The following is a 22,367-nucleotide window of genomic DNA, read 5'->3' as shown; positions in this document are numbered from 1 at the left end:
TTGTTCCGGGCTTGATGAAGTGTGCGGCCAGTATACTCAGCCCGGCCCTGCTCGTCAGCCGATGCCGAGGTTTTAGCGGCTGATATTTGGGGCGGGATCACTTATAATCCCCCGCCAATTTGAGCCAGCCCAGAGGTCCGTTCCATGTCACGTCCAAGCGATCGCAGTGCCGCGCAACTTCGCCCGGTTACCATTACCCGCAATTTCACCAAACATGCAGAAGGCTCAGTGCTGGTGGAGTTCGGTAACACTCGCGTGCTCTGCACCGCCAGCGTTGACACCAGCGTGCCGCGCTTCCTGAAAGGGAAGAACCAGGGCTGGGTGACTGCCGAATACGGCATGCTGCCGCGCTCCACCCACTCCCGGATGAACCGTGAAGCAGCCTCCGGCAAGCAGAGTGGTCGCACTCTGGAGATCTCCCGTCTGATCGCCCGCTCCCTGCGCGCGGCGGTAGACCTGACTGCGCTGGGCGAACACTCCATCACAGTTGACTGTGATGTGCTGCAAGCCGATGGCGGCACCCGCACCGCTTCCATTACCGGTGCCTGCGTGGCGCTGGTGGATGCGCTGAACTGGATGGTCGAGAAGGGCATGATCAAGCAGAGCCCGCTCAAGCAGATGATCGCCGCCGTCTCCGTCGGCATGTATCAGGGTGAAGCCATCTGCGATCTGGAGTACATCGAAGACTCCGCCGCCGAGACCGACATGAACGTGGTGATGACCGAAGATGGTCGCATCATCGAGGTGCAGGGCACCGCGGAGGCCGAGCCCTTCACCCATGAGGAGCTGCTGGAGATGCTGGCGCTCGCCAAGGGCGGCATTGCCGACATCATTGCGCTGCAGAAGCAGTCGCTCTCCTGATTTTAAAAACGCGGCATTGACCGCGTTTTTTTATACCCCCACACAAGACAACGACAAGCCAAGCAAGGAGCCAGAATGAAAGCCTACCAGCGTCAATTTATCGAGTTCGCCCTGGAGAAACAGGTTCTCAAATTCGGTGAATTTACCCTGAAATCCGGTCGTAAAAGCCCCTACTTCTTCAACGCAGGTCTGTTCAACAGCGGCCGCGATCTGGCCCGTCTCGGCCGCTTCTATGCCGCCGCCTTGATGGATGCCGGTATCGAGTTTGATGTGCTGTTTGGCCCGGCCTACAAGGGGATCCCCATCGCCTCCGCTACCGCGGTGCAGCTGGTGGAGCAGCACGATGTGGACGTGCCCTGGTGCTTCAACCGCAAGGAGGCCAAGGATCACGGCGAGGGTGGCAATCTGGTGGGCAGCCCGCTCAAGGGGCGCATCATGCTGGTGGATGACGTCATCACCGCCGGCACCGCTATCCGCGAATCCATGGATCTGATCCAGGCCAACGGCGCCTCGCTGGCGGGCGTGCTGATCGCGCTGGACCGTCAGGAGAAGGGCAAGGGCGAGCTCTCCGCCATTCAGGAGGTGGAGCGTGACTACGGCGCTCACATCATCGCCATCATTCAGATGAGCGACTTGATCCAGTATCTGGAGGAGAAGCAGGCCGAGCAGCCGGAGCTGGCGGCGCAATTGGCTGCCATGAAGGCTTACCGCGCCCAGTACGGTATCTGAGCTCCGCTCACACCGCGCAATAGCTGAATGCGGCGCCCGTTTGCTCTCTGGCAGCAAACGGGCGCCGTTTTTTTTTCATCTGCAAAAAGTGGATCATGTGGCTTGAGCTTGCCCTTACAGTAAAGGTTAGGGTTTGCCAGTCGGCGTTTTGTGGTGCCGACGGGTTCCGGGGAGGAACAACATGACCACTCATCTTCAATCACCCATTCATCTGCAGTTGCCGCTCAGCGGCATGAGCTGCGCCAACTGCGCAGGCCGCATCGCGACCAGCCTCAACAAACTCGACGGGGTATCGGCCACCGTCAACTTCGCGCTGGAGCAGGCGGCCATCGAGCTGGCCAGCCCCGATCGCCTGCCTGCGGTGCTCGACAGCATCAAGAGTCAGGGTTACGACTACGGCAGCGAGACCTTTTTGTTTCAAATTACCGGCATGACTTGTGCCGGTTGTTCGGCTCGGTTGAACAAGATGCTGGCCGCGCTGCCCGGCGTTATCTCGGCCGAGGTCAATTTCTCCATCGAACAGGCCCGCATCGTGCTGGTCCCCGGGATGCAGACGCCCGCCGCTTTGCGCGAGCAGATCGAAGCGCTCGGCTTTGGTGCCCAGCTGGCACAAGGCTCGGCCAGCGGCCGCCGCCAGCAGTTGCTGGAGCGGGAAGCGCAGGAGGCCGCCACAGCCCGTCAGGCTCAAACCCGGGTCATCGTCTCGGCTTTGCTGACGTTGCCGCTGCTGGTGGGGATGCTGGCCATGGCCGGACTGTTCCCCTGGCATCTACCCGCCTGGCTGGAGCTGCTGCTCGCCACCCCGGTGCAGTTCTGGATCGGTGCCCGCTTCTATCGCGGTGCCTGGCTCGCCCTCAAGAACCGCGCGGCTAACATGGATGTGCTGGTGGCAACCGGCACCAGTGCCGCCTACTTCTACAGCCTCTATCTGCTGCTTAACCTGGGGATGGCCGCCAGCGGCAAGCTCTACTTCGAGGCGAGCGCCATCATCATTACCCTGATTTCCCTCGGAAAGTTGCTGGAGGCGCGGGCCAGACGCAGCACCCAGTCCGCCATTCGCGAACTGATGGCGTTGCGGCCGGAAACCGCCACCGTCTGGCGTGGCGAGAGCTGGCAGAGCGTCGCCATCGACGAGGTGCTGCGCGGCGATCGGCTGCGGGTGCTGGTAGGCGAGCGGGTGCCGGTGGATGGCAAAATCGTGAGCGGCACCAGCGAGCTGGACGAGTCGATCCTCACCGGCGAGAGCCTGCCGGTGCCGCGCGGTGCGGGCGACAAGGTGCTGGGCGGTGCCATCAACCGCTCCGGCGTGCTGGAGATCGAAGCCACTACCGTGGGGGAAGATTCCAGCCTCAGCAAGATCATCGCATTGGTGGAGAGCGCCCAGATGGGCAAGGCGCCGCTGCAACAGCTGGTGGACAAGGTCTCCGCCGTGTTTGTGCCGGTGGTGATGGCCATCGCCCTGTTTACTCTGCTGGTGTGGTACGCCATCAGCAATGATTTCGGTCAGGCGCTGCTGGCGGCGGTAGCTGTGCTGGTGATCGCCTGTCCCTGCGCACTGGGGCTGGCGACACCGGCCGCCATTGTCACCGGCACCGGAGTGGCGGCTCGCCACGGCATTCTGATCAAGGATGTCGATACCCTGCAGAAGGCCCACGCCATCAAGGCGCTGATCTTCGACAAGACCGGCACCCTGACGCAGGGTCGGCCGGTACTGGCCAGCTGGAGCGGTACTGCCGAGCAACTGCGTCTGGCCGCCTCCCTGCAACAGGCGAGCGAGCACCCGCTGGCGCTGGCGATGCGCGAGGCGGTCGGCAAAGAAGTGGTGCTGCCCCAGCCGGAGGCGGTGGAGGTGCGGGTCGGGGCCGGTATTGTCGGTCAGGTGGCGGGCCACAGGGTCGCCATCGGCAATGGAGTCCTGCTGGCCCAGCTCGGCATTGATCAGCCGCAACAGGATGAACAACCTGCTGACGGCGCGACCCGGGTCTGGGTCGCCATCGATGGCGTGGTTGCCGGTATCGCGGCACTGGCCGATACCCTGCGCCCCGAGAGCCCGGAAGCCATCGCTACCCTGCGCCAGCGCGGCATCGCCAGCTGGTTGGTGAGCGGCGATGCACCGGCGCCGGTGGCCTATATCGCCGCCAAACTGGGGTTGGACGGGGCGTTTGACTCCGTGTTGCCAGCCGGTAAGGTAGAGAAGGTCGAGGCGCTGCGGGCGCAAACCCGCGGGCTGGTGGCCATGGTGGGGGACGGAGTGAACGACGCCCCGGCACTGGCGGCGGCGGATGTAGGCATCGCCATGGGCTCCGGTTCCGATGTGGCGATGGAGACCGCCTCCATCACCCTGATGCGATCTGATCCACGGCTGGTGGCCGATGCCATCGATATCTCGGCGGCCACCTGGCGCACCATCCAGCAGAATCTGTTCTGGGCCTTCGTGTTCAACATCATCGGCATTCCGCTGGCGGCGCTGGGCTACCTCAGCCCCGAGCTGGCGGGGGCGGCCATGGCCCTGAGCAGCATCACGGTTTTAAGCAATTCCCTGTTACTGACACGCTGGCAGCCCAGAGCGGTGCACGGGCCAGCATCCAACCAGATGAGTAAGGAGGCATAAATGAACATCAGCAAGGTTGCCAAGGCCACTGGGCTGACTGCCAAGACCATCCGTTATTACGAGAGCATTGGCCTCATCACAGCCCCGGTACGCAGTGACAACGGCTATCGCAGTTACACCGAGGGGGCGTTGCGCGAGCTGCGTTTCGTCAAACGGGCGCGGGAGACCGGCTTCAATCTGGAGGAGTGTCAGGAGCTGCTGGCGCTCTACCGTGACGAACACAGAACCAGCGCCCAGGTGAAGAAGCTGGCGCAGGAGAAGATCGTCGATCTGCGTGCTCGCATCGCCGGGCTGCAGGCGATGCTCAGTTCGCTGGAGGGGCTGGTCTGCTGCTGTCACGGGGATGAAAATCCCGAGTGCCCGATCCTCGACGAATTGGAGAAGGGGTGAGCAAGGGCTCACCTGCCAGCGCAGAAGAAATCGTTGTTGATTGATTAACTTCTTAATAAGCGGCGCTTTATTGTTGCGGGTCAGGGGGTAATGGTAGACTGCTCGGCTCTTGTACAGGAGTACTCAGTTGACCCAGAGTGTGACACGCCAGGTTAAGCAGGCCATCATGGCCCAGCTCTATACCCATGCATCGTTCAGTCTCCCCTGTTTGGGCGTGCTGGCATTTGGCTGGAGTCTGCTGTTTCACGACTATCTACCCGCCATCGAAGCGCTCGGTTGGCTGGCAGGCACTTTCCTGTGGTTGCTGGGGAGGGGCTGGCACCTGCGCTGGCGTCGAGCCCGCCTGCACCAGACGCCGTTGCCGGTGCTGGAGCGGGAGCTCTTTATCGGAGCCACCATCACCTCCATCATCTGGGCTCTCGGGGTGCTACTCTACATGGACAAGCTGCCCGATACCTACCGGGCCGCCATGATGATGCTCTCCAGCCTCATTCTTACCGGCAGCGCCATCATGCTGTTTGGCAGCCGCCGTACCCTCTATGGTTCTGCCCTGCCGCTGGGCATGGCGATGCTGTTCGAGCTGGGCAATGGCAACGAGCAGGAGCGGATTGTCTCCTGCATGCTGGCGGGCTATCTGTTTGTCTTTCTGCCGACCCTGTTGCGCCGGATGCGGCGGGATCAGATCGCCTCGCTCCACCACCGTTTCTCCAACGCCGAACTGGTGGCCGAGCTGAAGGCTGTCTCTGAGCATTTGCGTCTCACCTCCCGCCTCGACGGCCTGACCGGCATCGCCAACCGCGCCCATCTCGACGACTCTCTGGAGCGGGCCTGGCGGCGCTGTCACCGCGCCCGGGCGCCGTTGTCGCTGGTGCTGGTGGATGTGGATTACTTCAAGCAGTTCAACGATCTCTACGGCCATCAGCTGGGGGATGACTGTTTGCAACAGGTGGCGGGGCTGCTGGCCGAGGTGGAGCGGCGCGAGGACGATCTGGCGGCTCGTTACGGGGGTGAAGAGTTTGCCCTGCTGCTGCCCTGCACCGGCATGCAGGGGGCGTTGCAGGTGGCGGACAATGTGCGGCAGGCGCTCAAAGAGCTGGCTATCCCGCACCAGAAGTCACTGGTCTCCGGTCGGGTCACATGTAGTTTTGGTGTTGCGACACTGATACCGGACAACAGCATGAAAATCGCCGATTTGATCCAAAAAGCGGATGCGGCACTCTATCAGGCCAAGCATAATGGGCGGGATCGAATCGAAGTAGCCTTGATGGGTAAGGTTGCCTGAATTTAACGTGACAGATTAAAGAGGTTGTCTATGCAATGTCATCGTATCGAAGAGCTGCTGGAGTTGTTGCAGCCAGCCTGGATCAAGGAACAGGATCTCAGCCTGGTGCAGTTTGTTGCCAAACTGGCCCAAGAAGCGGGATTTGAAGGGCCTCTGTCCGAGCTGACCGACGACATGCTGATCTATCACCTCAAGATGCGGGAATCCGACAAGCAGGCGATGATCCCCGGTCTGGCCAAGGATCATGTGCCCGATTTCAAAGAGGCACTGCTCAAGGCTCGCGGAATCAAGTGAATCTTTAGCGGAAGCGCATCACCCCGGGGTGATGCGCTTTTTTGTTGCCGAAAATTGCGATCTAACCCCAATATTAGATACATCTAATCCACACAATTAGCATGTTGTTTAAGATATAATCCGCTCCATAACAAATAAGGGAGCGATGTCTTGCAATGGCCGACCACGATAAAATCGATATCAAGGACGTCACCGACAAGGGCGTAACCGGGACCTTCAACCCCAATACGTTCAAAGCCAGCGACGACAGATTCAACCCGGGCAACCGCATCTATGTGCGGGCCCAGAAAGGGTATTGGCAGCGGATGCGCAAAGCCATGGGCTGGTTCTTTGTGGCGCTGTTCGTGCTGTTGCCCTGGCTGCGTTACGACGGGCGACAGGCGGTGCTGTTCGACCTCGGTCACCAGCAGTTCCATATCTTTGGCGCCACCATCTGGCCGCAGGATCTGACCCTGCTCGCCTGGCTCTTCATGATCGCAGCCTTCGGACTCTTCTTTATTACCACCTTCCTCGGTCGGGTCTGGTGTGGCTATCTCTGCCCGCAGACGGTCTGGACCTTCATGTTCATCTGGTTTGAAGAGAAGCTGGAAGGGCCCGCCAACAAGCGGCGCAAGCTGGACGAGGCGCCCTGGAGCGGCGAGAAGCTGGCTCGCAAGGGGGCCAAGCATCTGGCCTGGCTGGCGATCTCGCTGGTGACCGGCCTGACCTTCGTTGCCTACTTCCAGGATGTGACTGAACTGGTGCCAGACCTCGTCACCCTGCAGGCCAGCGGATGGGTGCTGTTCTGGGTGATCTTCTTCACCATCATCACCTACGGCAACGCGGGTTGGATGCGTGCCATCATGTGTATCCACATGTGCCCCTATGCCCGCTTCCAGTCCGCCATGTTCGACAAGGACACCTTCATCGTCGGCTATGACACCAAGCGTGGCGAGACCCGTGGCGCCCGCTCCCGCAAGGCGGATCCCAAGGCGATGGGGTTGGGTGACTGTATCGACTGCGATCTCTGCGTGCAGGTCTGCCCGACCGGTATCGATATCCGCGATGGCCTGCAGTACGAGTGCATCAACTGTGGCGCCTGCGTCGATGCCTGCGACCAGACCATGGAGCGGATGGGTTACCCGAAAGGGCTCATCAGCTACACCACCGAGCACAAGCTGGCCAACGACTCCACCCATGTGGCGCGGCCCAAGCTGATAGGTTACGGCTTGGTGATGGCAGTGATGCTGGGGGTATTTGTCTACAACGCCATGTCCATCATGCCGATGGGGCTCGATATCCTGCGGGATCGCAACCAGCTGTTCCGCGAAAACAGCGAGGGGCTGATTGAGAACACCTACACCCTCAAGATCCTCAACAAGACCCTGCAGTCCCAGACCTACCAGCTGGATGTGGAGGGCTTGCCCGAGTATCAGTGGTTCGGCCCCCGTGAAGTGACCCTGAAGGCGGGCGAGATCTACACCCTGCCGGTCAGTCTGGCGGTCGATCCTTACAACCTGAAACGGCCGGCGCTGGATATCCAGTTCGTGCTGAAACGGGAGGGTGCGGCGCCCGATGACAGCAAGGGCAACCTGCGCCAGGGCAGCAAGTTTATCAGCCGGTTGTAACTGCGTGTGGCTGCGGGCCGGGCGTGACACCAGTCCGGTCACCAACGAGCACGGCAATGCCGGTCAGTAGTGATAGAATGGGGCGCAACGGCGCCCCTTTCTTATGGTGGATGACATGCGTTTCAACTATTCCGACCTCAATCCCGACCTCATCATGGATGCGCTCGATCTCAGTGGCCTGCGGCTCGACTCCGGCCTTATCGAGCTCAACAGCTACGAAAACCGGGTCTACCAGTTTCAGGATGAGGATCGTCGCCGCTATGTGGTGAAGTTCTACCGTCCCGGCCGCTGGAGCCGGGCCCAGATCCTCGAGGAGCACGAGTTTGCCACCCGCCTTGCAGAGGCGGAGATCCCGGTCGCCGCACCGCTCGCCTTCGCGGGCGAGACCCTGCTGGAGCATGAGGGCTACCCCTTTGCCATCTGGCAGAGCGTCGGTGGCCGCCAGTTCGAGGTGGATAACCTCGATCAGCTGGAGTGGGTGGGGCGTTTCCTCGGCCGCATCCATCAGATCGGTGCCAGCAAGCCGTTTCACCATCGGGTTCGCCTCGACGTGGATAGCATGCTGCACGAGCCGCGTCAGCTGTTGGCGTCTGGCGAGTGGCTGCCAAGCGGGCTGGCGAAGCAATTCTTCGGGGTGCTGGACGAGCTGATCAAGCATGTCAGCGACGCCATGACCCTGGATGTGGCGCAGATTTCCCTGCATGGCGACTGCCACCCGGGCAACATCCTGTGGCGCGATGGCCCCATGTTTGTCGACCTCGATGATTGCCGCACCGGCCCCGCGATTCAGGATCTCTGGATGATGCTGAGCGGCGAGCGCCACGAGCAGCAGATCCAGCTCGACACCCTGCTGGCGGGCTACGAGGAGTTTATGGAGTTTGACTCGCGGGAGCTGGCGCTGATCGAGCCGCTGCGGGCGATGCGCATCGTTCACTACATGGCGTGGCTGGCACGGCGCTGGGAAGATCCCGCCTTCCCCCGTCACTTCCCCTGGTTCAATACCGATCACTACTGGCGTCAACAGATAGCGACCCTGCATGATCAGCTGGAGGCGCTGAAGGCGCCGCCGTTGACCCTGATGCCGGGGTGGTAACTTATCCGGCGGCCAGCAGATAGCCCCACCTTTGGCACGATTAGCTGGAGGTACTCAAGGCGCCACCGTTGAGTCTGATGCCAAACTGGTGAAATAGAAGGGATCTTGCGCGGCAAGGGGGACTCGATCTCCGGCCCTGACCATTGACGTCAGCATGGCGAAACAATAGGCTTGGCACTGCTTCGGTTCGCCGGGCGTGCCTCACAGTGATCCCTTAACAGGAAACATCATGAAAAAAGTTCTATTTTTCCTTGCTGCCATGCTGATGATCCCCATGGTTCACGCCGCCCCCGAGTTCAAGGAAGGCGTCAACTACGATGTGGTCAAACAGACTGGCAGTGCCCAGCCGGAAGTGATGGAGTTCTTCTCCTACTACTGCCCGCACTGCGCTACCTTCGAACCGATCGTTGAACAGTTGAAGGCCGGGTTGCCAGAGGGTGTGCCCCTCAAGAAGAACCCGGTTGCTTTCCTCGGCCGCGAGATGGGCCCCGAGATGCAGCGTGCCTATGCCGTTGCCAGCCTGCTCAACGCCGAAGCCAAGCTGACTCCGGCCATCTTCAACAAGATCCACACCCAGCGTCAGCCGCCGATGAGCCGTGACGATGTGAAGAAGATCTTCGTGGACAACGGCGTACCGGCTGAAGAGTTCGACGGTGCCGTCGACAGCTTCGCCGTCTCCGGCATGGTCTCCCAGTTCGATCGCAACACCGAGAGCTACAACATTCGCGGTGTACCGGCCTTCTTGGTGAACGGTAAGTACATGGTGAAGATTGAATCCATCACCTCTCAAGAGCAGTTCAACAAGCTGGTGCAGTTCCTGCTGGCCAAGAAAGACTGATACCCCTTGAGTCGATAAAAAGCCCGCCGGTGTGAACCGGCGGGCTTTTTGTTTTTTGGCGATCTCGAAGATCAGACCCCGACGTGGAACGCCTGCTTGAGGTTGCGGATAAACTCCGCATCCCGGCAGAGGGTCTTGCCCGGGCTGTCGGAGATCTTGGCAACCGGGCCGCCATTGCACTCGATCAGCTTGAAGACGATGTTCATCGGGCTGACACCGGGTAGATCGCAGGTGAGCTTGGTGCCGATACCGAAGCTGGTATTGATGCGGCCACGGAAGTGGCGGAACAGCTGCACCGCCTTGTCAAGGTTGAGCCCGTCGGAGAAGACCAGGGTCTTGTCGGTGGGGTCGATGCCGAGGCGCTGATAGTGGCTGATCGCCTTCTCGCCCCACACCACGGGATCGCCGGAGTCGTGACGCAAGCCCTGATAGCTGCTGGCCAGCTCGAAGTCGAAGTCCCGCAGGAAGGCATCCATGGTGATGCAGTCGGTCAGGGCGATACCGAGATGGTCGGTGAACTCGTCCAGCCAACTGGTGAGGGCGGCACGCTGACTGTGCTCCAGCGGGAAGCCGAGCTGCTGGTGCGCCTGGAACCACTCATGGGCCTGGGTGCCGACCGCGGGCAGCTTGTACTTCTGGGCCAGCATATAGTTGCTGGTGCCGCGAAACGCCGGCAGCCGCTCCTTGAGGCGACCCACTACCGCATCCTGTACCGCGTGAGAGAAGCGGCGGCGGGTGCCGAAGTCGATGAGGTTGAACTCGCTCATCTCGTCGCTGCTCAGCTCCCGTTCCAGCTTGTCGATCTTCTGATCGAGCCGCTCCAGCGCGTGGCGGACGCCGAACTGGGGATAGCGGAAGCGGTTGCGCATCTCGCTGATGATGGCGAGCACCGGGATCTCCCACAGGATCACATCCTGCCAGGGCCCCTCGACCCGCACATTGATGCGGCCATCCTGCTCGAACACCTTGAGCAGGGAGGCATCGAGCGGCTTGCGGCGCAGGTGGTCGAGGTAGTCAGGGGTGAAGAAGGGGCGTTCGGCCAGAAAATCGAGCTCTGGCTTGGTCAGTCGCAGGGAGCCAGCGAGGCGCAGTTGCTCCTCGATCTGCCCCATCATGGGCAGCAGATCCTCTTCATTGCGGCTGTGAAACTCGGCCACCACCTCGGCATCCGGATAGCGATGGAACACCGCCTGCTGCATATGCAGCTTGTAGGCGTCGGTGTCGAGCAGGCTGGTGAGGATTGGGGGCATATCAGGCTCCTCGCAGACTGGTGAGCACGATGGTGCTCCCCTGCCGCATATGTAACGTGCAGGCATCGGTGTCGAGCAGGCTGGTAAGAATCGGTGGCATATCAGGCTCCCTGCAGGCTGGCGAGCGCGATGGCGCTCCCCTGTCGCATATGTAGATTGCAGGCGCCGCTATCGGACAGGCTGGTGAGGATTGGGGGCATATCAGGCGTCCAGCAGGCGTTGTACATCGATCAGGGTCTGGGCCAGTTCGGCGCCAGCTTCGATCATCTGGGTGTGGGCGCTGGCAACCGTCTTGGGCGCGATGCCACGGCAGGCATCGAGATGGACGATCACCCGGAAGCTGGCGCGGCGCAGTTGCAGCACGCTGGTTTTGACACAGTAGTCGGTGGCGAGGCCGCCGACCAGTACGGTGTCGACCTTGCGGGCTTGCAGGAATTCGATGAGTCCGGTGCTGCGCCGTTCGGCCAGATCGTGATAACAGGCGCCGTAAGGGTGCAGATCCGGCTCGACCCCCTTCCAGACGAAGAAGTCATAGTCGATGGGGGCGGGCAGGCCGTCGAGCAGTTCGAAGCCCTTGCTGCCCGGCACGCAGTGCACCGGCCAGGTGAGGTCGGCGTTGGGCAGATCCAGCGGCAGCAGCATACCGGCAGGGTCAGAGACGGCCCAGTCGGCATTGGCGGGGTGAGCGTCCTTGCTGCCGATCCGCAGCGTGGCGAGGGTGGCCTGAGCGTTGAGCGCAGCCACAATATCATCACCGCCCGCGACGGGCAGTTCGTTCGGGCAGAGGGGGGTAAAGCCCTTCTGCGCATCAATATCCAGGCTGGCGACGGTTCCCATGATTGGCTCCTGCACATACTATTCGTGTGATATTATCTACCAAACATTAATGGAAGGCGAGCAGGGCGATCGGCATGCTGAGAATGAGTCTGGATATGGTGGTGCTGCGGTTGCATGACGAGCGGCTCGAGCTGCTGCTCGAGACCCGTGATCGCCCCCCCTTTGCCCACAGTTGGCAGCTACCCGGTTTGCGTATCGACGAGGCACTGGATCGGGATCTGGACGCCGCCCAGCGCCGCCTGCTTGCGGAGTGGGGGCTCGGCCACTGCTACAGCGAGCAGGTCTGTACCCTCGGCAATCTGGAGCGGGATCCCCGCGGCTGGTCCACCACTCTGGTCTATCTCTGCCTGGTCGATCCGGAAGTGGAAGTGACCCACGGCTGCTGGCATCCGCTCTCCAATCTGCCGGGGCTGAGCCTCGCCTTTGATCATGTCCAGCTCATCGCCAAGGGGCTGGAGCGGCTACGGATCAAGAGTCGCTACAGCACCCTGCCATTGCATCTGCTGGGGCCCGAGTTCACCCTCTCCGAGGTGCAGCGCGCCTTCGAAATCATCCTGCAAACCCCCATGAATACGGCGGCGTTTCGCAAGCGAATCCATCGCGCCGACATTCTGGTGGATACCGGCCGCAAGCGTACCGGCAAACAGCGCCCCGCCATTCTCTACCGGTTGGAAACCCCCTGCTGCGTAATGTTCGATCAGGTGATGCACGGAGCGGAAGCGTGAGTGTGGATCCCGTTTGTGTGCTGGTAAGCGCCTGTCTGTTGGGCCAGCCAGTGCGTTACGATGGCCAGAGCAAGGGGATTGTCAGCGATTGGCTGCGCGAGCTGGGTGCCGAAGGGCGGGCACTGGCCTTCTGCCCCGAAGTGGCGGGCGGCTTGCCGACCCCGCGCCCCCCTGCCGAGCGACAGGGCGAGCGGGTAGTGACGGCGAGCGGGCTGGATGTGACCGCCGAGTTTGACCGCGGCGCCGAGCTGGCCCTCGCGCTCTGTCAGGCGCAGGGTATTCGCTTCGCGCTGCTGAAAGAGGGGAGCCCCTCATGTGGTAGCGGCCGTATCTATAACGGCCGCTTCGAAGGTGTTTCTGTGGCGGGCGAGGGCAAGACCTCTGCCCTGCTGCGCCGCCACGGTATTGCGGTCTTTTCCGAAGATCAGTTGGCCGAGTTGGCTTTGGCACTCTCTGTGGATTCATCCCCGGATTTGGCAGCAACCGGCAGCGGTGCCTGACCGCTCTGCCATCCCTCCAGCACCTCGTCCTTCTCTTGCCAGCGCTGGTTTAGCCACTCCTGAAAACCGCGCTTGAACTGCTTGTCGTTGAAGTAGTCGCCGACCAGCGCCTCATCCACCGGCAGCTCCTCGATCCGCACCTGAATGCGTTTTACCCGTCCCATCAGGAAGTCCTTGAACGGGGTCTCGGCGTTGTCCGGATAGCGGATGGTGACGTTAATCAGGCTGTCGAACTGCTCCCCCATTGCCGCCAGCGTAAAGGCCAGCCCCGCCGCCTTGGGCGGCATCAGATGTCGGTAGCGAGAGCGGGAAGTATCCCGTTTCTGCTCGGTAAAGCGGGTCCCTTCCACGAAGTTGATAACGGTGGTGGGGATGTGGCGAAACTTCTCGCAGGCGTTACGGGTTGTCTCGATATCCTTGCCGCGCAGGTGCGGGTTCCTCAGCAAAAACTCCCGTGAATAGCGGCGCATAAAGGGCATGTCGAGCCCCCAGCAGGCGAGCCCCAGCAGAGGGATGTAGATGAGCTCGTGCTTCATGAAGAACTTGGGCACCGGTAGCCGATCACGAAACAGGTGACCCAGCACGACTATGTCGGTCCAGCTCATGTGGTTGCTGATGACGAGGTACCAGCCATCCTTGCGCAGTCGGGTCTTATCTTCGATCTGCCAGTCGATGCGCATCGTGAGACGGATCACCAGCGCATTGCAGGCCAGCCACAGGCGCATGAAGCGGTTGTTGATGCGGCTGCAGGCGCGGCCAAACGCCGGAATCGGCAGCAGCAGTTTGGCCAGCGAAACCAGCAGGATCAGGCTGGCGCACAAGGCGGTAAAGAGAATGGTCAGGCCGGCACTGATGATCAGCACCAGCGGGCCAGGAAGCATGGATAACATGAGTGTTTACTGCGCCTTGGTTGCCAGCAGCTGGTTCAGGGTCTGGTCCTTCTCGTGCCAGATCCCGTTCAGCCACTGCTGAAACTCTTGTTGGAACTCGGGGTCATTGAAGTAATCCCCCACCAGTTTGCGGTCGATCGGCAAATAGCGGATCTGAACCTTGATTTGCCCGACCCGGCCACACATGAAATCCCAGTAGCTGGGAATGCCGTCCGGGTAGGCGATGGTGACATCTACCAGTTGCTGCAACTGGTCACCCATGGCGGCCAGAGTAAAGGCGATGCCGCCTGCTCGCGGATGGAGCAGGTGACGGTAGGGCGAGCCTTGCTTCTGGTGCTTGGTCGGTGTGAAGCGAGTGCCCTCGACGAAGTTCATCACACTCACCGGAATGTGGCGGAACCGGGCACAGGCTTTACGGGTTGTCTCTATGTCTTTTCCCTTCAGATGGGGATGTTTTTCCAGAAACTTTCTGGAATATCGCCGCATGAAGGGGAAGTCGAGCGCCCACCATGCCAGACCGAGAAAAGGTACCCAAATCAGCTCTTTCTTGAGGAAAAACTTCAGGAAGGGGATTTTTTGGTTAAAAACCCGCTGCAATACCAGTATGTCGACCCAGGATTGATGGTTGGCAATCACCATATACCACTCATTCCGGCGCCCTTTGTCCACTCCGACCACCTCGAAAGGGGTTCTGATGATGGTTTTCTGGATCAAATTGTTGAAACCGATCCAGCAGCTGGCACAGCCATCCAGCAGCCAGTTGCAGAGGGTGCGCCACCCCTTGAGGGGGAGCAGGAGCTTGAGCAGACCCAGCGAGAAGATGGGGACAAACCAGAAGAGGGTGTTGAAAAAATAGAGCAGGGTGGAGAGGCTGCCGCGCAGTCGCTCTGTCAGCTTGTTGGGCATGAGTCGGGTCCGTCTTGCTGTCGATAAAGGGCCATCAAGTGGTCAGATCTGTGGCCATAATATCAGCCGATTGCCCGTGAGACCATTCAGAGCCGTTACGGAGTCGGACTCACCCTTTCCCTTCTGTCAGCTGCTGCGCAATCGCGACAGCAGCCGGTCCATGGCGCGATAACCGAGCGCCTCGATAAGATGCTCCTTGCCGATGGCGGGTTGCCCGGCCAGATCGGCGATGGTGCGTGACACCCGCAGGATGCGATGCCAGGCCCGGATACTGAGCCCCAGCTTCTGGATGGCATTCTCCAGAAATTCGGCATCTTGCGCTGATAATCGGCAAATCTCTTCGATTTCACGGCTATCCAGCAGATTGTTGAGCTTGCCATTGCGGCTCAGCATGCGCTCCCGCGCCGCCAGCACCCGATCGCGGATCTGCTGGCTCGACTCCCCTCGTTCCGCTTTGCCGGTCAGGCTCCCCTTGGGCAATAGCGGCACCTCCACAGTCAGGTCGAAGCGGTCGAGAAAGGGGCCGGAGAGCTTGCCGAGGTAGCGCAGGATCTGATCCGGGCTGGAGCGGGTCTGGCCGTCGCCATAGTGGCCACAGGGGCTGGGATTCATGGCACCCACCAGCTGGAAGCGGGCGGGGAAATCGACCTGACGGGCGGCCCGGCTGATGGTGATGTGGCCGGTTTCCAGCGGCTCGCGCAGGGAGTCGAGCACCTTGCGCTCGAATTCGGGCAGCTCGTCCAGAAATAGCACCCCGTTGTGGGCTAGCGAAATTTCGCCGGGCCGCGGATGGCTGCCACCTCCCACCAGCGCCACCGCCGAGGCACTGTGGTGCGGCGTGCGATAGGGTCTGTGGTGCCAGTGACCGGCGCGCGGGGTGAGGCCACCGATGGAGTGGATGGCGGCGGTCTGCTGTGCCTCCTGCTCGCTGAGCGGCGGCAGAATGCCGGGCAGGCGGCTGGCCAGCATGCTCTTGCCAGTGCCGGGTGGGCCGATGAACAGCAGGTTGTGGCTGCCGGCGGCGGCGATTTCCAGTGCCCGCTTGGCCTGTGACTGGCCGATCACATCCTGCAGGTCCGGCACATCGGGCAGGCTCTCCGCGCTTTGGGGATCCGGCAGCGGCAGTTCGTACTGGCCTGCCAGCCAGGCAGTGACGGCCAGCAACTGGTGGGCGGTGCGCACCTCGGCATCCTGAATGAGGGAAGCTTCGGGGCCGTTCTCCCGCGGTACCAGCAGGGTGCGTCCCGCATCGCGGCAGGCGAGCACGGCGGGCAGCACTCCGAGCACGGGGCGAATTTCGCCGGTTAGGGCCAACTCGCCTAAAAATTCGTGATCAAGCAGGTATTTTGCCGGTATCTGTTTGGAAGCAGCGAGAATGCCGATGGCGATGGCCAGATCGAAACGGCCCCCCTCCTTGGGCAGATCGGCGGGGGCCAGATTGACGGTGATGTGTTTGCTCGGGAACTCGAAATTGCCGTTGAGCAGGGCGCTGCGCACCCGATCCCGCGACTCCTTCACCGACGTTTCCGGCAGGCCGACCATGTTGAAGGCGGGCAGGCCGTTGGAGAGGTGAACTTCCACTGTAACTTGCGGGGCCGCGATCCCGAGGCTGGCACGGCTATAAACCACAGCTAATGACATAAATCCCGTCCTTGAGTTGATATATGTTCTGACTAACTGCTTCTTGTTGGTTTTTTATTCCAGAGTTCCGGCTGGGGAATAGCCAAAATCAGTGGGTTGTCACAGAAAAAAGCCTTGCCCAATAAAAATCACCGTGCTAGTTCTAATAGCCATTCGCGGTGCAAACCGCCCCAATTTCACAGGATTTCCGGTTGTAACTATGAACATGGCCTCCCGTTTCGTCAGCATTATTGTGGTCCTAGTGGTGATTATTATCTCACCGCTCGGGGCTCGTTTAGCTGCACGGAACAAGGGATAGACCCACCACCGGACAGAACGAAACAAGCGACCCCCGAGCCTCACAGCTCGGGGGTTTTTTTTCGACCAAAGGACAGGATTCTCCACATGAACGGCGCGCAGTTTTTGGTACAGGCTCTCAAGAAACAGGGTGTGACCCAGGTGTTTGGTTACCCGGGCGGGGCCATCATGCCGGTCTACGATGCCCTGTATGACGGGGGTCTGGCCCATCAGCTCTGTCGCCACGAGCAGGGCGCCGCCATGGCCGCGGTCGGTTATGCCCGCGCCTCCGGGCAGGTGGGGGTCTGTATCGCCACCTCCGGCCCCGGCGCTACCAATTTGGTGACCGGTCTGGCGGAGGCGCTGCTCGATTCCGTGCCGCTGGTGGCCATCAGCGGTCAGGTGCCCTGTGCCGCCATCGGTACCGATGCGTTTCAGGAGGTCGACGTGCTCGGCATGTCCCTCTCCTGCACCAAACACTCCTTTATGGTGACCGATGCCGCCGATCTGGGGCGGGTGCTGGCAGAGGCTTTCGCCATCGCCACTGAAGGTCGCCCCGGACCTGTGCTGATCGATCTCCCCAAGGATGTGCAACTGGCTGCCGTGCCGCCCCAGAGCCCGCTGTTTGCGGTGGAGGAGCCGGAGGCGCTCCACCCCTCGGAGCTGACCGCCGCCCGCACCCTGCTGGCTGCCGCCAAGCGTCCGGTGCTCTACGTCGGTGGCGGAGTGGGCATGGCCAATGCCGAGCAGCAGCTGCGCGAATTTGCTGCCGCGACTGGCATGCCAGCGGTCACCACCCTTAAGGGGATCGGCGCGCTCGACCCCGATAGCCCTGTTTATCTGGGCATGCTCGGCATGCACGGTACCAAGGCTGCCAACTATGCGGTGCAGCAGTGCGATCTGCTGCTGGTGGTGGGTGCCCGTTTCGATGATCGGGTGACCGGCAAGCTGGAGGAGTTTGCCCCCGAGGCCAAGGTGATCCATCTCGATGTGGATGCTGCCGAGTTCGGCAAGCGCCGCGCCGCCGAGGTGGGTATCACCACGGATCTCAAACGGGTGTTGCCCGTCCTTGCCATGTCCCTTTCCATTGACCCATGGCGTGAGCACTGCGCCGCCATGGCTCGCGAATATGCGTTTCGCTACGACCACCCGGGGCAGGCCATCTACGCCCCGGCCCTGCTCAAACAGCTCTCCGCCAAGTTGCCGGAGAGCAGCGTGGTGGCCTGCGACGTGGGTCAGCACCAGATGTGGGTGGCCCAGCACATGCGCTTCACCAGCCCGCGCAACCACCTCTCCAGTGCCGGTCTCGGCACCATGGGGTTCGGTCTGCCGGCCGCCATCGGCGCCAAGATGTCGCGCCCGCAGGATGAAGTGGTGCTGGTGAGCGGTGACGGCTCTTTCATGATGAACGTGCAGGAGCTCGGCACCATCCGCCGCGCCCAGCTCAAGGTGAAGATGGTGCTGCTGGATAACCAGCGCCTCGGCATGGTGCGCCAGTGGCAGGAGCTGTTCTTCGATGGTCGCTACAGCGAGACCATCCTCTCCGACAATCCCGATTTCGTCGCCCTGGCTGCCGCCTTCGGCATTCCGGGCGAGACCATCACATGCAAGAAGCAGATAGCCAGTGCCCTCGACCGCCTGCTGAAGAGCGAGAGCGCCTATCTGCTGCATGTGGCTATTTCAGAGGAAGAAAACGTCTGGCCCCTGGTTCCGCCGGGAGTCGCCAACCACCAGATGATGGAGCAACGCCCATGAACCCGCACACTCTTGCCCAGCCCGCATTTGCACAGCACACCCTGCATATCCACGCCCAGCCCAGACCCGAAGTGATGGAGCGGGTGCTGCGGGTGGTGCGTCACCGCGGCTTCAATCTCTGCGCCCTCACTATGGAGACGAGAGCGGAGCAGGATTGCCAACAGCTGCGGATCACGGTTACTGTCGAGTCGGTGCGTCCCATCCAGCAGTTGTGGAGCCAGCTGGTGAAGCTGGTGGACGTCTCCCGGGTCGATGCACTGGAACAGCAACCCCGGATCAGAGCTTAAGGAGCAAAGCCAATGTCACAGCCTTCCCAATCCGCCACTCACCCGCAATACATCTGGTTCAACGGCAAACTGGTGCCCTGGCAAGATGCCCAGGTGCATGTCATGAGCCACGCCCTGCACTACGGCTCCTCGGTGTTCGAGGGTGTGCGCGCCTACGATACTCCCAAGGGCACCTGTATCTTCCGCCTGCAGGAGCATACCCGCCGCTTGTTCGACTCCGCGAAGATCTACTGGATGGACGTCCCCTACAGCGAGTCCGACGTGAATGAAGCCTGCCGCACCGTGGTGCGCGAGAACGGCCTGAAGAGCGGCTACCTGCGCCCGCTGGCCTTTGTCGGCAACGTGGGGCTGGGGCTGCATCCGCCGCTGGATGCCAAGGCCGATCTGATGGTCGCGGCTCTGCCATGGGGCGCCTATCTGGGGGAAGAGGGACTGAAAAACGGGGTGGATGTCTGCGTCACCTCCTGGAATCGGCTCGCTCCCAACACCATCCCCACCGGCGCCAAGGCGGGGGGCAACTATTTGTCCTCCCAGCTGATCAGCCGCGAGGCCAAGCGCAACGGCTTCGCCGAGGGGTTGGCGCTGGACGTGAACGGCTACCTGAGCGAAGGGGCGGGGGAGAACCTGTTCCTGGTGAAGAACGGCGTGCTGTTCACCCCGCCCGCTACCGCCGCCATCTTGCCCGGCATCACCCGTGACACCATCATGACGCTGGCCCGCGATCTGGGTTATGAGGTGCGCGAGCAGGCGCTGCCCCGTGAGGCGCTCTATGTGGCGGACGAGATCTTCATGACCGGCACCGCCGCCGAGGTGACCCCGGTGCGTTCCGTCGATCGGATGAAGGTGGGTGCTGGCTGCCGCGGCCCGGTAACCGAGCAGCTGCAAAACGCCTTCTTCGGCCTGTTCAATGGCCAGACCGAAGACAAGTGGGGCTGGCTGACCCCCGTCAACGACTGATGAGAGAGGGGAGGCGTCATGCCTCCCCGAGTTGCTTCCGGTCAGGGCACTGCGCTGTGCCCTCACCAGGATCGATTCCCGATCCGAGAGTCACTTTTTCATTTCCAAAGATAATGAGCCCGCTGGGCATTCAGGGAGTAGAGACAATGCCGAAGTTGAGATCCGCCACCACCACCCACGGACGTAACATGGCCGGGGCCCGCGCCCTGTGGCGCGCCACCGGAATGACCGATCAGGATTTCGGCAAGCCCATCATCGCCGTGGTCAACTCCTTCACCCAGTTCGTACCGGGCCATGTCCACCTCAAGGATCTGGGCCAGCTGGTGGCGCGCGAGATTGAAGCCGCTGGCGGCGTCGCCAAGGAGTTCAACACCATCGCCGTGGATGACGGCATCGCCATGGGCCACGGCGGCATGCTTTACTCGCTGCCGTCGCGCGAACTGATTGCCGACTCGGTGGAGTACATGGTCAACGCCCACTGCGCCGACGCCATGGTCTGCATCTCCAACTGCGACAAGATCACCCCGGGGATGCTGATGGCGGCCCTGCGCATCAATATCCCGGTCATTTTTGTCTCCGGTGGCCCGATGGAAGCGGGCAAGACCAAGCTCTCCGATCAGATCATCAAGCTGGATCTGGTGGATGCCATGATCCAGGGGGCCGACCCCAAGGTCTCCGACGCCCAGAGCGAACAGGTGGAGCGCAGCGCCTGCCCCACCTGTGGCTCCTGCTCCGGCATGTTTACCGCCAACTCCATGAACTGCCTGACCGAGGCGCTGGGCCTCTCCCAGCCGGGTAACGGCTCCATGCTGGCGACCCATAGCGATCGCGAGCAGCTGTTCAAGCTGGCGGGCCAGCGCATCGTGACCCTGGCCAAGCGCTGGTATGAGCAGGATGACGAGAGCGCCCTGCCGCGCAACATCGCCACCAAGGCGGCGTTCGAGAATGCTATGGCGCTCGATATCGCCATGGGCGGCTCCACCAATACCGTGCTGCACCTGCTGGCGGCGGCGCAGGAGGCAGGTGTCGACTTCACCATGGCCGATATCGACCGCATGTCCCGCAAGGTGCCGCAGCTCTGCAAGGTGGCACCCTCCACCCAGAAATACCATATGGAAGATGTGCACCGCGCCGGTGGCGTGGTCGCCATTCTGGGCCAGCTGGAGAAAGCGGGTCTGGTGCATGGCGATACCCGTACCGTGCTGGGTTGCTCCCTCGTCGAACAGCTCGATGAATATGACGTCAGCCGCCAGCCGAGTCAGGAGGTGGTGGACTTCTACCGCGCCGGCCCTGCCGGTATCCGCACCACCAAGGCGTTCAGTCAGGATTGCCGCTGGCCGGAGCTGGATCTGGACAGAGCCGAAGGGTGCATCCGCTCGCTGGATAACGCCTACAGCCAGGAGGGCGGTCTGGCGGTGCTCTCAGGTAACCTCGCGGTCAACGGTGCCATCGTCAAGACCGCCGGGGTGGATGAGGAGAACCTTACCTTCCGTGGTCCGGCCCGGGTGTTCGAGAGCCAGGAGAGCGCGGTGAACGGTATCCTCGACGGCACAGTGAAAGCGGGCGAGGTGGTGGTGATCCGCTACGAGGGGCCGAAAGGGGGCCCCGGCATGCAGGAGATGCTCTACCCCACTACCTATCTGAAATCCATGGGCCTCGGCAAGGCGTGCGCCCTGATCACCGATGGCCGCTTCTCCGGCGGCACCTCGGGCCTCTCTATCGGCCACGTTTCGCCGGAAGCAGCCTCCGGCGGCACCATAGGTCTGGTGGAGGATGGCGACATCATCAGCATCAATATCCCGGCCCGCAGCATGGTGCTGGAGGTGGCCGACAGCGTGCTGGCTACCCGCCGCGTCGCCGTGGAAGCCCGTGGCTGGAAGCCGCTCGATCGTCAGCGTCAGGTCTCCTTTGCTCTGCGTGCCTACGCCATGTTCGCCACCAGCGCCGATAAAGGCGCGGTTCGCGATCGCTCGATGCTGGGGGAATAAATCATGGTCTCTGCGGCGGATTATCTACGCAAGGTGTTGCTCTCCCCCGTCTATGAGGCGGCGCGGGTGACCCCCCTGCAAACCCTGAAGAAACTTTCCGAGCGGCTCGGTAACCACGTCAGCCTGAAGCGGGAGGATCTGCAACCGGTCCACTCCTTCAAGCTGCGCGGTGCCTACCACAAGATCGCCACCCTGACCGAGGAGCAGAAGGCGCGCGGCGTTATCGCCGCCTCTGCTGGCAACCACGCCCAGGGGGTCGCCCTGTCGGCCGCCAAGCTCGGCATCAAGGCGATCATCGTGATGCCCAAGACCACGCCGGATATCAAGATCGATGCGGTACGCCGTCAGGGCGGCAACGTCATGCTGTTTGGCAATAGCTTCGACGAGGCCTATGGCGAGAGTCGCCGCCTCGCCACGCTTGAGGGCTACACCCTGATCCCGCCGTTTGACGACGTCGAGGTGATCGCCGGGCAGGGCACCATCGGCAAGGAGCTGCTGGAGCAGGATACCCACCTCACCCACGTGTTCGTGCCGGTGGGGGGCGGCGGGTTGGCCGCCGGGGTGGCGGTCTATATCAAGCAGCTGCTGCCGGATGTGAAGGTGATCGGGGTGGAGGCGGAAGGCTCCGCCTGTCTCAAGGCGGCCATGGC

At 61.8% G+C, this 22,367-nt stretch carries 21 protein-coding genes; 16 read left to right on the top strand and 5 right to left on the bottom strand.

What is annotated here, in order from left to right:
* Positions 1 to 144 precede the first annotated feature (144 nt).
* The 9 genes from rph (at position 145) to AACS18_RS04885 (ending at position 9,705) form a co-directional block, all read left to right on the top strand.
* A complete protein-coding gene (gene rph, locus AACS18_RS04925; protein WP_005339589.1) occupies positions 145 to 861 on the top strand; it encodes a ribonuclease PH in 717 nt (238 codons plus the stop codon).
* 75 nt (positions 862 to 936) lie between these two features.
* A complete protein-coding gene (gene pyrE, locus AACS18_RS04920; protein ID WP_010676102.1) occupies positions 937 to 1,590 on the top strand; it encodes an orotate phosphoribosyltransferase in 654 nt (217 codons plus the stop codon).
* 181 nt (positions 1,591 to 1,771) lie between these two features.
* Positions 1,772 to 4,201 carry a heavy metal translocating P-type ATPase gene (locus AACS18_RS04915; protein ID WP_108613851.1) on the top strand — a complete coding sequence of 810 codons (2,430 nt, stop codon included), beginning with the start codon at positions 1,772 to 1,774 and terminating at the stop codon, positions 4,199 to 4,201.
* Positions 4,202 to 4,591, top strand: coding sequence for a Cu(I)-responsive transcriptional regulator (gene cueR, locus AACS18_RS04910; RefSeq protein WP_106844324.1), 390 nt, complete (start codon positions 4,202 to 4,204; stop codon positions 4,589 to 4,591).
* 127 nt (positions 4,592 to 4,718) lie between these two features.
* Positions 4,719 to 5,873, top strand: a complete 1,155-nt coding sequence (locus AACS18_RS04905) for a GGDEF domain-containing protein (protein WP_005339596.1) — start codon at positions 4,719 to 4,721, stop codon at positions 5,871 to 5,873.
* Positions 5,874 to 5,903: 30 nt separating this feature from the next.
* Positions 5,904 to 6,167 (top strand): YihD family protein, encoded by a 264-nt coding sequence (locus tag AACS18_RS04900; RefSeq protein WP_005339598.1) that lies wholly within the window; start codon positions 5,904 to 5,906, stop codon positions 6,165 to 6,167.
* 155 nt (positions 6,168 to 6,322) lie between these two features.
* Positions 6,323 to 7,774: a cytochrome c oxidase accessory protein CcoG gene (gene ccoG, locus AACS18_RS04895; protein WP_108613850.1), complete on the top strand. Its 1,452-nt coding sequence runs from the start codon at positions 6,323 to 6,325 to the stop codon at positions 7,772 to 7,774.
* Between the two features lie 103 nt (positions 7,775 to 7,877).
* Positions 7,878 to 8,867 carry a serine/threonine protein kinase gene (locus tag AACS18_RS04890; protein ID WP_108613849.1) on the top strand — a complete coding sequence of 330 codons (990 nt, stop codon included), beginning with the start codon at positions 7,878 to 7,880 and terminating at the stop codon, positions 8,865 to 8,867.
* A gap of 229 nt (positions 8,868 to 9,096) precedes the next feature.
* A complete protein-coding gene (locus AACS18_RS04885; RefSeq protein WP_005356138.1) occupies positions 9,097 to 9,705 on the top strand; it encodes a thiol:disulfide interchange protein DsbA/DsbL in 609 nt (202 codons plus the stop codon).
* 71 nt (positions 9,706 to 9,776) lie between these two features.
* On the opposite strand, the gene pncB is transcribed toward AACS18_RS04885, so the two are convergent.
* Both pncB and AACS18_RS04875 read right to left on the bottom strand, forming a co-directional pair.
* Positions 9,777 to 10,955, bottom strand: a complete 1,179-nt coding sequence (gene pncB, locus AACS18_RS04880; RefSeq protein ID WP_108541467.1) for a nicotinate phosphoribosyltransferase — start codon at positions 10,953 to 10,955, stop codon at positions 9,777 to 9,779.
* A 201-nt stretch (positions 10,956 to 11,156) separates the two neighbouring features.
* Positions 11,157 to 11,792 (bottom strand): nicotinamidase, encoded by a 636-nt coding sequence (locus tag AACS18_RS04875; RefSeq protein WP_108613848.1) that lies wholly within the window; start codon positions 11,790 to 11,792, stop codon positions 11,157 to 11,159.
* A gap of 74 nt (positions 11,793 to 11,866) precedes the next feature.
* On the opposite strand from AACS18_RS04875, the gene AACS18_RS04870 reads away from it, so the two are divergent.
* The gene (locus AACS18_RS04870) at positions 11,867 to 12,517 is read left to right on the top strand and encodes an NUDIX hydrolase (protein WP_108613847.1); all 651 of its coding nucleotides are present in this window, start codon (positions 11,867 to 11,869) and stop codon (positions 12,515 to 12,517) included.
* Complete coding sequence (locus AACS18_RS04865; RefSeq protein ID WP_108613846.1) at positions 12,514 to 13,017, top strand: DUF523 domain-containing protein; 504 nt, start codon at positions 12,514 to 12,516, stop codon at positions 13,015 to 13,017. Before AACS18_RS04870 ends, AACS18_RS04865 begins: the two co-directional genes overlap by 4 nt.
* Here the strand turns inward: AACS18_RS04865 and AACS18_RS04860 are convergent.
* The 3 genes from AACS18_RS04860 to AACS18_RS04850 all read right to left on the bottom strand — a co-directional run bounded on the left by AACS18_RS04860 (position 12,942) and on the right by AACS18_RS04850 (position 16,454).
* The gene (locus AACS18_RS04860) at positions 12,942 to 13,907 is read right to left on the bottom strand and encodes an acyltransferase (RefSeq protein ID WP_108613845.1); all 966 of its coding nucleotides are present in this window, start codon (positions 13,905 to 13,907) and stop codon (positions 12,942 to 12,944) included. The two genes, AACS18_RS04865 and AACS18_RS04860, sit on opposite strands and share 76 nt — an antisense overlap.
* 6 nt (positions 13,908 to 13,913) lie before the next feature.
* Positions 13,914 to 14,813, bottom strand: a complete 900-nt coding sequence (locus AACS18_RS04855; protein WP_108613844.1) for an acyltransferase — start codon at positions 14,811 to 14,813, stop codon at positions 13,914 to 13,916.
* A 126-nt stretch (positions 14,814 to 14,939) separates the two neighbouring features.
* Positions 14,940 to 16,454 carry a YifB family Mg chelatase-like AAA ATPase gene (locus AACS18_RS04850; protein ID WP_108613843.1) on the bottom strand — a complete coding sequence of 505 codons (1,515 nt, stop codon included), beginning with the start codon at positions 16,452 to 16,454 and terminating at the stop codon, positions 14,940 to 14,942.
* Between the two features lie 384 nt (positions 16,455 to 16,838).
* Here AACS18_RS04850 and ilvG point away from each other — a divergent pair, with 384 nt between their 5' ends.
* From ilvG to AACS18_RS04825, 5 genes are all read left to right on the top strand, one after another.
* On the top strand, positions 16,839 to 18,485 hold the full coding sequence (gene ilvG / locus AACS18_RS04845; protein ID WP_108613842.1) for an acetolactate synthase 2 catalytic subunit: 1,647 nt from the start codon (positions 16,839 to 16,841) through the stop codon (positions 18,483 to 18,485).
* Positions 18,482 to 18,772 (top strand): acetolactate synthase 2 small subunit, encoded by a 291-nt coding sequence (gene ilvM / locus AACS18_RS04840; RefSeq protein WP_042079763.1) that lies wholly within the window; start codon positions 18,482 to 18,484, stop codon positions 18,770 to 18,772. Before ilvG ends, ilvM begins: the two co-directional genes overlap by 4 nt.
* A 12-nt stretch (positions 18,773 to 18,784) precedes the next feature.
* Positions 18,785 to 19,729, top strand: coding sequence for a branched-chain amino acid transaminase (locus AACS18_RS04835; protein ID WP_108613841.1), 945 nt, complete (start codon positions 18,785 to 18,787; stop codon positions 19,727 to 19,729).
* 146 nt (positions 19,730 to 19,875) lie between these two features.
* Positions 19,876 to 21,717: a dihydroxy-acid dehydratase gene (gene ilvD, locus AACS18_RS04830; protein ID WP_108613840.1), complete on the top strand. Its 1,842-nt coding sequence runs from the start codon at positions 19,876 to 19,878 to the stop codon at positions 21,715 to 21,717.
* A gap of 3 nt (positions 21,718 to 21,720) precedes the next feature.
* A partial coding sequence (locus AACS18_RS04825; protein WP_146184854.1) for a pyridoxal-phosphate dependent enzyme occupies positions 21,721 to 22,367 on the top strand: 647 nt, incomplete at its 3' end.

Source organism: Aeromonas sp. HMWF015 (assembly GCF_963878965.1).
GTDB lineage: Bacteria > Pseudomonadota > Gammaproteobacteria > Enterobacterales > Aeromonadaceae > Aeromonas > Aeromonas veronii.
Note: the sequence above shows the minus strand (reverse complement) of the source record. Positions and strands in the feature narration are given on the sequence as shown.

Excerpts from the sequence above, each read along its gene's own strand:
- rph (WP_005339589.1), top strand. The coding sequence starts at position 145 with ATGTCACGTCCAAGCGATCGCAGTGCCGCGCAACTTCGCCCGGTTACC.
- ccoG (WP_108613850.1), top strand. The coding sequence starts at position 6,323 with ATGGCCGACCACGATAAAATCGATATCAAGGACGTCACCGACAAGGGC.
- AACS18_RS04855 (WP_108613844.1), bottom strand. The coding sequence starts at position 14,813 with ATGCCCAACAAGCTGACAGAGCGACTGCGCGGCAGCCTCTCCACCCTG.
- AACS18_RS04835 (WP_108613841.1), top strand. The coding sequence starts at position 18,785 with ATGTCACAGCCTTCCCAATCCGCCACTCACCCGCAATACATCTGGTTC.
- AACS18_RS04860 (WP_108613845.1), bottom strand. The coding sequence starts at position 13,907 with ATGTTATCCATGCTTCCTGGCCCGCTGGTGCTGATCATCAGTGCCGGC.
- AACS18_RS04885 (WP_005356138.1), top strand. The coding sequence starts at position 9,097 with ATGAAAAAAGTTCTATTTTTCCTTGCTGCCATGCTGATGATCCCCATG.
- AACS18_RS04850 (WP_108613843.1), bottom strand. The coding sequence starts at position 16,454 with ATGTCATTAGCTGTGGTTTATAGCCGTGCCAGCCTCGGGATCGCGGCC.
- cueR (WP_106844324.1), top strand. The coding sequence starts at position 4,202 with ATGAACATCAGCAAGGTTGCCAAGGCCACTGGGCTGACTGCCAAGACC.
- AACS18_RS04890 (WP_108613849.1), top strand. The coding sequence starts at position 7,878 with ATGGTGGATGACATGCGTTTCAACTATTCCGACCTCAATCCCGACCTC.
- pyrE (WP_010676102.1), top strand. The coding sequence starts at position 937 with ATGAAAGCCTACCAGCGTCAATTTATCGAGTTCGCCCTGGAGAAACAG.
- ilvM (WP_042079763.1), top strand. The coding sequence starts at position 18,482 with ATGAACCCGCACACTCTTGCCCAGCCCGCATTTGCACAGCACACCCTG.
- ilvD (WP_108613840.1), top strand. The coding sequence starts at position 19,876 with ATGCCGAAGTTGAGATCCGCCACCACCACCCACGGACGTAACATGGCC.
- pncB (WP_108541467.1), bottom strand. The coding sequence starts at position 10,955 with ATGCCCCCAATCCTCACCAGCCTGCTCGACACCGACGCCTACAAGCTG.
- AACS18_RS04900 (WP_005339598.1), top strand. The coding sequence starts at position 5,904 with ATGCAATGTCATCGTATCGAAGAGCTGCTGGAGTTGTTGCAGCCAGCC.
- AACS18_RS04870 (WP_108613847.1), top strand. The coding sequence starts at position 11,867 with ATGCTGAGAATGAGTCTGGATATGGTGGTGCTGCGGTTGCATGACGAG.
- AACS18_RS04915 (WP_108613851.1), top strand. The coding sequence starts at position 1,772 with ATGACCACTCATCTTCAATCACCCATTCATCTGCAGTTGCCGCTCAGC.
- AACS18_RS04875 (WP_108613848.1), bottom strand. The coding sequence starts at position 11,792 with ATGGGAACCGTCGCCAGCCTGGATATTGATGCGCAGAAGGGCTTTACC.
- ilvG (WP_108613842.1), top strand. The coding sequence starts at position 16,839 with ATGAACGGCGCGCAGTTTTTGGTACAGGCTCTCAAGAAACAGGGTGTG.